At 73.0% G+C, this 9768-nt stretch carries 7 protein-coding genes and 1 pseudogene; 5 read left to right on the top strand and 3 right to left on the bottom strand.

The window, feature by feature from the left end; translation table 11 throughout:
• The 3 genes and pseudogenes from CKO43_RS23800 to CKO43_RS23790 all read right to left on the bottom strand — a co-directional run.
• Nucleotides 1-399: pseudogene (locus tag CKO43_RS23800) on the bottom strand (hypothetical protein); the annotation flags it as partial.
• A gap of 234 nt (nt 400-633) precedes the next feature.
• Nucleotides 634-1671, bottom strand: a complete 1038-nt coding sequence (locus tag CKO43_RS23795) for an AraC family transcriptional regulator (protein WP_200232170.1) — start codon at nt 1669-1671, stop codon at nt 634-636.
• Between the two features lies 1 nt (nt 1672).
• Nucleotides 1673-2551 carry a GGDEF domain-containing protein gene (locus CKO43_RS23790; RefSeq protein ID WP_242478201.1) on the bottom strand — a complete coding sequence of 293 codons (879 nt, stop codon included), beginning with the start codon at nt 2549-2551 and terminating at the stop codon, nt 1673-1675.
• A gap of 164 nt (nt 2552-2715) precedes the next feature.
• On the opposite strand from CKO43_RS23790, the gene CKO43_RS23785 reads away from it, so the two are divergent.
• The 5 genes from CKO43_RS23785 to CKO43_RS23765 all read left to right on the top strand — a co-directional run.
• Complete coding sequence (locus CKO43_RS23785; protein ID WP_200380201.1) at nt 2716-3189, top strand: hypothetical protein; 474 nt, start codon at nt 2716-2718, stop codon at nt 3187-3189.
• Between the two features lie 389 nt (nt 3190-3578).
• Nucleotides 3579-6074 (top strand): TonB-dependent receptor, encoded by a 2496-nt coding sequence (locus CKO43_RS23780; protein ID WP_200380200.1) that lies wholly within the window; start codon nt 3579-3581, stop codon nt 6072-6074.
• On the top strand, nt 6071-7960 hold the full coding sequence (locus CKO43_RS23775) for a phytase (protein WP_200380199.1): 1890 nt from the start codon (nt 6071-6073) through the stop codon (nt 7958-7960). The genes CKO43_RS23780 and CKO43_RS23775 overlap by 4 nt, the downstream gene beginning before the upstream one ends.
• Before the next feature lie 29 nt (nt 7961-7989).
• Entirely contained in the window at nt 7990-8667 is a 678-nt protein-coding gene (locus CKO43_RS23770) for a response regulator (protein WP_200232164.1), read from the top strand.
• A partial coding sequence (locus CKO43_RS23765; RefSeq protein WP_200380198.1) for a histidine kinase dimerization/phospho-acceptor domain-containing protein occupies nt 8664-9768 on the top strand: 1105 nt, incomplete at its 3' end. The genes CKO43_RS23770 and CKO43_RS23765, both read left to right, overlap by 4 nt.

The raw sequence follows: 9768 nt of genomic DNA, 5'->3' as shown, positions 1-9768 counted from the left end.
CCGTGCCGCGGCAGACGAGGCCGGCGCGGCGCCGGCCTCGTCTGCCGCGGCACGGGCGGCAGCCAGCGCGTCGCGGTAGGCGGCAGCGGCGTCTTGGCCGGCGACGACGGCGCGCGCCGCGCCCTGCATCGCCTGCACCTGCTGCAGCAGCGGCAACAACTGGCGGGCGAGCGCGAGCGCGTCGCGTTCGGCGGCTGCCGCCTCGGCACGCTGCAGTTCGCCGCGCACCAGGGCCGTGCCCAGCACCAGCGGCGGCGCCAGCAGCACGGCGCAGATCAGCGCCGCCTTGGCGCGCAGCCGCAGGCGGCGGAACAGGTGCAGGCCGGGCGACCAGATGCCGGCACGGACAGGGTTCGGGCCGGCCGAAGGCGGCGCGGCGGAATTCGGGAGCGGGGACATGGATTCCGGCCGGAAGCCGGCGATCAACACAACTCCACCAATATCGGCGGATACTCCAAAAGCGTTAAGGGAGGAAACACAAGAAACCAAGAAAAATATGCCCGCAGGCGTCATCAAAGCGTCACGAGATACTGCTATCCGGTTGCGCCATGACGGCAAGCCGCTGTCAGCAAAAGATAATTTCCGGTGGGCGCAGAGAATCATCAGGCGGGATGATTCCCCGCCACCGACGCCTCAGAGCGAGAAGTCGAACAGCCCGCGGCGCAGCAGCGCCGGGGTCGAGCCGGTCCAGCGCTTGAACGAGCGGCGGAAATTCGCCGCGTCGTGGAAACCCAGGTGCCGCGCCGCTGCCTCGTTGTCCAGCCCGCCGAAGCGGAACAGCCGCAGGCACTCGTGGTGGCGCACCAGGTCGAGTTCGGCCTGGTAGTGCGTGCCGTCCTGCGCCAGCCGGCGCTTGAAGGTCGCCGGGCTGAAGCCGAAGGCGGCCGCGGCCTCTTCCAGCGACGGCGGCTCGCAGACACGTTCCAGCAGCAGGTCGTAGAGCGCGGCCAGCAGCGAGCGCGGCATGGCTTCGGCGCCGGCCGCCTGCTCGGCGGCACGGCTGGCGGCCACCGCGCCGGGGTGGGTGGCGGCTGGCCAGGGCGTGTCCAGCCAGTGGGCGTCGATCAGCATCGCGTCGAGCTGGCAGCCGAAACGCAAGCCCGTGCCCAGGTGCACCTCGTGCTGCTCGGCGTGGCGCGCGGCGGCGCGGTTGAAGCAGAAGGTCCAGGGCAGCGGCTGGCCAGCGAGCCAGCGGCAGCAGGCGGCGAGCGCGCTCATCTGCATCTCGACCAGCGCCGGGCGCAAGGCGCCCAGGCGGCAGGCGTCGGTCCAGTACAGCACCGCCAGGCCGCCTTCGATGTGCAGCCGCGGCACCAGCAGCGGCGACAGCCGCGGCTGGAAACGCACCAGGCGCTCGACCGCGTCGCGCAGGCTGGCCGATTCGCGCAGCGCATGGCTGGCAGCGCCGTAGTGGCCGGGCAGCAGGTGGCGGCCCAGCACGAACGGCGCCTCGGCCGAGCCGAAGGCACGCAGCGCCGCGGCCAGCAGCTCGCGCCACTGCAGCAGCGTCAGCACCGCCGGCGGTGCGTCGCCCAGGCCGGCGGCGGTGCGGATCGCGGCCACGTCCAGGTCCTGCGCGCGCGCCAGCTCCAGCACCAGCGCCGGCTGGTGCGTGAACGGCACCGTGGCTGCCGTGTCCTCGCCCGCCGGTGCCGGCCGCAACGTCGCCATCTCAGCCGGCGGCCGGGTGCGCGGCGCGTGCCGCGGCCAGGTCCTGCGCCTCGAGCTCGCGGTTCAGGCGGGTCAGCAGCTGCGCATCGCCGTCGGCCAGCGCGACCACGCTGCGCATCGACAGCGCCAGCGGCTGCTCGGCGCCGCGGGCGTGGAAACGCATTGCCTCGACCATTGCCGCCAGGTGATGTGCGCGCCGGCGCGCCGGGCCGAGCTCGGCAGCGGGCATCAGCAGCACGAAACGCGCGCCGGCGTAGCGGCACAGCAGATCGCGCGGCGGCAGGTTCAGCAGCATCTGGTGGGCCACGGCCTGCAGCACGCGGTCGGCTTCGGCGCGGCCCTGTTCGCGCTCCAACTGGTCCCAGTGCGCCAGCTCGAGCATCGCCACCGCACACGGCTGCTGCGGCTGGGCGCCGCGTTCCAGCTCGATCTGGCGCCGCACATAGGCGGCGTCGGCCAGCTGCGTGATGCGGTCGTAGGCGCGGTGGTCGCGGAACACACGTTCGCGGCGCTCCAGCTGTTCGGTGAGGCTCGCCTGCTCCTGGCGCCACAGCACGAGGCCCCAGGTCAGCGCCAGCATGCCCGCGGGCGCCAGCGTCGACTCGATCCAGCCCAGCGGCAGCGCCGCCTGCGAGACGACGAAGAGCTCGTCCAGGCAGTCGGCGAAGGCGCCGAGCATGATCGCCGCCAGCCCGCCGGCCAGCCACATCGTCACCCGCCCGCCCGGGCGGCTGCCCAGCACCAGCCAGGCCCAGAGCCCGGCCATCAGCGCGGTGCCGCCTTCGCCGGCGATGTCCAGCCACTGCCAGCTCTCCACCGGCTTGGGCGGCGCGAAGGTGGCGAACAAGGCCAGCAGCACGGTCGCGGCGAGTGCGAGCATCGGTTGCAGGGAGCGGGGCGAGGTCGGCATCGGCGGCGAGGCTAGCCGCCGCCGATGACAGCCGTGCGTCAGCACGGGCGCATCCCCCCACCTGACGAGCGCAGGGTCGGCCAGCACGCAGGCGCTACAGCGGTCCCCCGAGAATGCCGGCGACCCAGACCACGATGCCCGCCGACCACCGACCGCTGTCCCGAAGCCTGGCCCGAGCGCTGCGGGCCCGTGGCATCGCCCGCCCCGGGCGCCCGTTCGGTTGGTTCGTGGACGCGATGGGCGCCGCTTCGCTGCGCCAGTTCTGGCAGCACTGGAACCCCCTGTACGGCGCGCTGCTGCAGACCCTGGTCTACCGGCCGCTGCGCCCACGACTGGGGCGCCAGGGCTCGCTACTGCTCACATTCGCCGCCAGCGGCTGGTTGCTGCACGACCTGCCGATCAACCTGCTCGTGCACGGCGCGACGCCGTCGCTGTGGTGGCCGCCGATCTGCACGGTGTCATTCGTGCTCTGCGGGCTGTTGGCGCAGATCGGCGAAGCGCTGGGCCTGCACTACGGCGCGTGGCCGTTTCCAGGGCGCGCGGCGGTCAACATCGCACAGATCCTGGCTTGCAGCGCAGCCGGCTCGGCGATCTGCATGCGCATCTGAAAGGCAGCGGCCGACCAAGGGCCGCCGTCCGTCCGTCAAGGCAACGAGTGCTGCGCGGCCGCCGGCTCGCAGGCCGCAGCCGGCGCCGGGCAGCCGGCGAGGCCGATCACCGGTACGCCCAAGTCCTGCGCGCCGCCGCCCGACAGCGTCGTGAAGCCCCGGGGGTCCGATCGGCTCACCGGCGCAGGCCCTTGCCACCACCGCCACCGCCCCCCGCGAGGCAGCCGCCCGGGGGCGCTATGGCTCGCCGGGGCCGGCGCTGCGGCCCGCAGGCCGGCGTCGCCGGCCAACCGTCACGGGACCGACACGCGCGCTGCCTACCGTGCGCCCCGAACCCCACCACCGCCATCGGCGCCAGCAGAGCGCCGCAGGCCCCTCAGGAGTCTTCCGTGTCCCATCACCTCCAGCGGCTGCAGACGCCGCGCACGCTGATCGCGCTCGCCGCGGCGGCCGCCCTGCCGGCATTCGCGCAGACCCAGCCGGTCGAGACCATCGTCATCACCGGCCAGGCGCTGGCCACCGACCGCGCGCTGAAGGACCAGGCCGCGGCTGACAACGTCGTCAGCGTGGTGCGCGACGACGGCATCGGCCGCCTGCCCGACAAGAACACCGCCGAGGCGCTGCAGCGTCTGCCCGGCGTGTCGATCGAGCGCGACCAGGGCGAAGGCCGCTACGTGCGCATCCGCGGCCTGGGCCCGGACCTGAACAGCGTCACCTTCAACGGCAGCCTGCTGCCCTCGCCCGAACGCGACCGGCGCGCGGTGATGCTGGACGTGCTGCCCTCGTCGCTGGTGCGGTCGCTGACCGTCAGCAAGACGCTGCTGCCCGAGCAGGACGCGAACTCGATCGGCGGCACCGTCGACGTGCAGACGGTCTCGGCCTTCGACCGCCCGGGGCGTTTCATCGCCGCCGATCTGGGCGCCTCGTACGAGACCAACACCGAGCGCAGCAGCCCCAACGGCTCGCTGCTGTGGAGCGACCGCTTCCTCGACGGCAAGCTGGGCCTGGCCGCGGGCTTCAGCCACGAGGTGCGCAAGTTCGGCTCGGACAACGTCGAGACCGGCGGCGCCTGGGACGGCGACGCGCTCGAGGAGTTCGAACGCCGCGACTACCGCATCACGCGTGAACGCACCGGCCTGGCGCTGAATGCCGAGTACCGCCCCGAGGCCGGCACCGAGTACCACGCCCGCTATCTGCACAGCCGCTTCAGCGACGACGAGCAGCGCCAGGCGCATTCGATCGAGTTCGACGAGGCCCAGACCCCGGGCACGCTGGGCGAGGCCGAATCGACGCGCGAGCTGAAGGACCGCAAGGAGACCCAGACCATCCGCTCGCTGGTGCTGGGCACGACGCAGAGCTTCGGCGACTGGAAGCTCAAGGCCGAGGCCGGCACCAGCCGCTCGAGCGAGGACACGCCGCTGCACATCGCCAAGGCCAAGTTCGAGGCCGAGGACAGCTTCGACGGCGTCGGCTACACCGGCCGCCTGCGCCCGCGCCTGATCGCGCCGGCCACGATAGACGACGCCGCGCTCTACAGCCTGGACAAGATCGAGGTCGAGAAAAGCCTGGTGAAGGACCGCGAACACAACCTGCGCCTGGACCTGGCGCGCGGCTTCGAAGTCGCCGGCGTCGACACCGAGATCAAGTTCGGCGCCAAGGCCAGCCGGCGCGAGAAGACCAGCGCCCAGACCACCTGGGTGCTGGAAGACTTCGACGAAGCGCCGTTCAACCTGAGCGACACCCAGCGCAGCCTGAGTGCCTTCAGCTCGGGCCGCGCCGACTACCCCTGGGGCAGCTTCGGCCCGCTGATCTCGGCCGGCCCGCTGAACGCGCTGGTGCGCGGCACCGATCTGGGCGACTTCGTCGACGAGCAGGAGTCGCGCGTCAACGACTTCAGCATCGACGAGGACGTCGACGCCGCCTATCTGCAGGCCGGCTTCGACCTCGGCCGCAGCCATGTCATCGCCGGGCTGCGCCACGAACGCACGCGCATGACGGCCGACGGCACCGGCGTCACCGACGGCGAGTTCGCGCCGATCCACGCACGCCGCAGCGACAGCCACTGGCTGCCGGGGCTGCACCTGCGCCACGATCTGGACGCACGCACCACGCTGCGCGCGGCCTGGTCGAACTCGGTCGTGCGCCCGAGCTTCGGCCAGATCGCCCCGGGTTACGTGATCGACGGCGACGAAGCGAGCTTCGGCAACCCCAAGCTGAAGCCGCTGCGCTCGGCCAACCTCGACCTCGGCGTCGAACGCGGGCTGGGTTATGCCAGCGTGGTCTCGGCCTACGTCTTCTACAAACGCATCCGCGACTTCTCGTACCAGACCGACGTCGCCGGCACCGGCGCCTGGGCCGACTTCGACGAGGCCATCACCTGGGCCAACGGCGACAAGGCGCGGGTCGCGGGGCTGGAGTTCGCGTACTCGAAGGCGCTGCGCGAGCTGCCGGCGCCGTGGAACGGCCTGGTCGTGGGCGCCAACGCCACCTTCTCCAGCTCGCGTGCCGACATCGCCGGCAGCGACGACGGCGCCAGCGTGTCGCGGGCGATCCCGCTGCCCAGCCAGTCCAAACGCGTGTTCAACGCCGTCGTCGGCTACGAACGCCCCGACTGGAGCCTGCGCCTGGCGGCCAACTACAAGTCGCGCTACCTGCTGGAGGTGGGCGACAACACCGACAAGGACCAGGACCTGTACGTGAAGGCGCAGACGCAGTGGGACCTGTCGGCCCGATACTCGCTGAGCCGCGACCTGTCGCTGGGCCTGGAGGCGCTGAACCTCACCGACCAGGCCTACGAGGTGACGACCGGCCGCACCGACCGCAACGCGCAGTACGAAACCTATGGCCGCACGGTCCGCCTGAGCCTGAAGTGGGTCTTGCAATGACGCGAGTAGCGCGACTGCCCCGATACCTGGCCGCCACGCTGGCGCTGGCCGCAGCCGCGGCGGCCCAGGCGGCACCACCGCCGCCGCCCGCGGCGCTGCAAGGTGCACGCGAAATCGCCGCGCTGCCCGACGGCGCCTGGCTGGCGCTGGACAAGAAGGCGCTGCGCCTGCTGGGCGCCGACGGCCGCGAGCACGCCCGCCTGGCGCTGCGCGGCCAGCAACTGGACACCCGGCCGGCGCCGCACGGCGCGCTCGCCGTCGTGCTCGACGCCGACACCCAGCGCACGCTGGCGCTGACGGTGGACACGCAGGCGATGACGCTGACGACACGCAGCGCGGTCGAGTCGCCCGCCTTCCCGGTCGAAGCCAGCTGCCTGTACCGAGACGGCCAGGGGCTGGACCACCTGTTCGTCGTCGCCGACGACGGCCTGGCCGAACAGTGGCTGCTGGGCACCGGCCCGGCGCGCCTGGTGCGCCGGCTGGCGCTGCCGCCGCAGACCCAGGCCTGCCGCGTCGACGACGCCGGCGGCTGGCTGTACGCGCAGGAAGAAGACGCCGGCGTCTGGGCCTACCGCGCCGAGGCCGAAGGCGCGTCGCGCCGGCGTGCGGTGGCGCTGGTCGGGCCGCTGGGCCCCCTGCGTGGCGGCGTGCAGGCGATGGCGCTGCTGCCCGGCGGGCTGGCAACCGTCGACGGCCGCGGCCGGCTGCAGCTCTGGCGCGAAAGCGATGGCCGCTGGCGCACCGCCGGCAAGCCGCAGCCCACCGGCGCCCGCGGCGGGATCGAGGCGCTGGCCGCGAGCGCCGACGCCAGCAGCCTGCTGCTGGCCTGGCGCGACGAAAAAGACGGCCGCTGGTCCAGCACCAGCCGGCCGTGGGCGCCGCCAGCCGCACGCACGCAACTGCCCGTCGTTCACGCCGTCGCCCAGACCGACCCGGTGCCCCGTTTCGGCGACGCCGCCGACGACCCGGCGATCTGGGTCCACCCCGGCGACGCCACGAAGTCGCTGGTGCTGGGCACGAACAAGAAGCAGGGCCTGTTCGTCTACGGCCTGGACGGCCGCCAGCGCCAGGCGCTGGAAGCCGGCCGGCTGAACAACGTCGACATTCGCCAGGGCCTGCGTTTCGGCGCGCTGACGCTGGACCTGGCGCTGGCGACGCAGCGCGACGAGAAGGCGCTGGCCGTGTTCACGATCGCCGCCGACGGGACGCTGGCCGACGCCGGGCGCGTGACCACCGGGCTGGACGATGTCTACGGCACCTGCCTGTACGCGCCGCAGGCCGGCGGGCTGGAGGCGCTGGTCAACGACAAGGACGGGCGCGTCGAGCGCATCCGCATCGAGGCCACGGCCGGCGCCGACGGCCGGCCGCAGTTCAGCGGCCGTGTCGTGCAGCGTTTCAGGCTGCAGACCCAGCCCGAGGGCTGCGTCGCCGACGACCAGACCGGGCGCCTGTTCATCGGCGAGGAGGACCGCGGCGTCTGGGCGCTGTCGCTGGCCGACACCGGGCCGGCGCCCAAGCTCGAGCTGGTGCTGAAGGTCGGCGGCCTGCTGCAGGCCGACGTCGAAGGGCTTGCGCTGTACCACGACCGCAAGGCCGGGCGCAGCTGGCTGGTCGTCAGCAGCCAGGGCAACGACAGCTACCTGGTGGCCGAAGCCGCGCCGCCGTGGCGCGTGCGGGGCGCCTTCCGCGTCGGGCTGAACGCTGAGGCCGGCATCGACGGTGCGTCCGAGACCGACGGGCTGGAGACCACCAGCGCGCCGCTGGGTGCCGCCCTGCCGCGCGGTGCGCTGGTCGTGCAGGACGGCCACAAGCGCCTGCCCGACGGCGCCCAGAACTTCAAGATCGTCGACTGGCGCGAGGTCGAGCGCGTGCTGGACCTGAACTGAGCAAGGCGCGGCCGATAATGGCCGCTGCCATGCGAGTGCTCATCGTTGAAGACGATCCCGACCTCGGCGACGCGCTGCGCGCCGGCCTGCGCCAGACCGGCCATGCCGTCGACCTGTTCGCCGACGGCACGCTGGCCGACGCCGCGTTGCGCGACGCGCCCTACGACGCCGTCGTGCTCGACCTGGGCCTGCCCGGAACCGACGGCGTGACCTGGCTGCGGCGCTGGCGCGAACGCGGCGTCGCGAGCCCGGTGCTGATCCTGACCGCACGCGACGGCATCGAGCAGCGCATCGAAGGCCTGGACAGCGGCGCCGACGACTACCTCGTCAAGCCGGTGGCGATCGCCGAGCTGGCGGCGCGGCTGCGTGCGATGGCGCGGCGTTCGGCCGGGCATGCGCAGTCGGTCTGGAAGCATGGCGCGCTGCGTTACGACCCTGCCACCAAGCAGGTGCAGTGGCGCGGCCAGGCGGTGGAGCTGCGCGGGCGCGAACTGGCGCTGCTGGAGGTGCTGCTGATGCACCCGCAGCGTGTGCTGTCCAAGGCGCAGCTGCAGGAAAAGCTCTACGACTGGGGCGGTGCCGAGCCCGAGAGCAACGCGCTGGAGGTGCACATCCACCACCTGCGCCGCAAGATAGACCCGGGCATCGTGCGCACCGTGCGCGGCGTCGGTTACGCGCTGGGCGCGGCCGACGGGGACGAGGCTTGAAACCCGCCCGCCGACCGCAGAGCCTGCAGCGCAGGCTGCTGGTGGCACTGCTGGTGGCCGCGCCGCTGCTGTGGGCCGTGACCGTCGGCGTCGCGACCAACAGCGCGCAGACCGAAGTCGACGAGATGTTCGACGGCGAGCTGATCCGCCTGGCCGGCACCGTGCACGGCGCGCTGTCGGGCATGGCGGCCAAGGGCGATCTGACCGAGATCGAACTCCAGCCCCCGGCCGCCGGCGGCACCGGCGCCGCCGAGCTGGAAGACATGGCGCTGGTCGCCTGGGACGCCGACGGCAAGCCGCTGCTCTACGACCAGCAGGGCGTGCGCCTGCCCTGGCGGCGCGACGCCAGCGGCTTCGTCGACATGACCATCGACGACATCGCCTGGCGCGTGTACTACCAGCAGGCCGCCGATGGCCGCTGGTGCGTGGCCGCCGCGCAGCGCCAGGAAGAGCGCGACGAGCTGATCTGGGGCCTGCTGTCGGGCCAGCTGGTGCCCTGGCTGCTGATGCTGCCGGCGCTGCTGCTGGCGCTGGCCTGGGCCTCGCGGCGCGCACTGGAGCCGGTGCGCCGCATCGCCGGCGAGCTGGAGGGCCGCGACGCCGACAGCCTGCGCCCGCTGCCGCCCGAGGAGACGCCGGCCGAGCTGCTGCCCATCGTCGGCGCGATGAACGCGCTGTTCGAACGCATCGAGGCCGCACGCGGGCGCGAGCGCCGCTTCACCGCCGACGCCGCGCACGAGCTGCGCACGCCGCTGGCGCTGCTGCGCGCGCAGTGGGACGTGGCCCGCAACACCGACGACCCGGCCGAACGCGACCACGCCGAACGCCGGCTGGAAGCCGGCATCGCCCGCATGGACCGGCTGGTGTCGCAGATGCTGGCGCTGTCGCGTGTCGAAGCCGCCGAGGGTCTACCCCGGCGCCGCCCGGTCGACTGGGCGCCCATCATCGGCCAGGTGATGAGCGACACGCTGCCGCTGGCCGAACGCCGCCACATCGAGCTGGGCTGCGACTGGCCCGAGCCCCCTGCCCGGCCGCTGCCGGTGGACGGCGACCCGGCGCTGCTGGAGATCCTGCTGCGCAACCTGGTCGACAACGCCACGC

The sequence above is a fragment of the Rubrivivax gelatinosus genome (assembly GCF_016583785.1).
Taxonomy (GTDB): Bacteria; Pseudomonadota; Gammaproteobacteria; order Burkholderiales; family Burkholderiaceae_C; genus Rubrivivax; species Rubrivivax gelatinosus_B.
Note: the sequence above shows the minus strand (reverse complement) of the source record. Positions and strands in the feature narration are given on the sequence as shown.

Bases quoted from the DNA above. Each gene is read 5' to 3' on its own strand.
- CKO43_RS23795 (WP_200232170.1), bottom strand. From the start codon at position 1,671: ATGGCGACGTTGCGGCCGGCACCGGCGGGCGAGGACACGGCAGCCACG.
- CKO43_RS23785 (WP_200380201.1), top strand. From the start codon at position 2,716: ATGCCCGCCGACCACCGACCGCTGTCCCGAAGCCTGGCCCGAGCGCTG.
- CKO43_RS23790 (WP_242478201.1), bottom strand. From the start codon at position 2,551: ATGCTCGCACTCGCCGCGACCGTGCTGCTGGCCTTGTTCGCCACCTTC.
- CKO43_RS23775 (WP_200380199.1), top strand. From the start codon at position 6,071: ATGACGCGAGTAGCGCGACTGCCCCGATACCTGGCCGCCACGCTGGCG.
- CKO43_RS23770 (WP_200232164.1), top strand. From the start codon at position 7,990: ATGCGAGTGCTCATCGTTGAAGACGATCCCGACCTCGGCGACGCGCTG.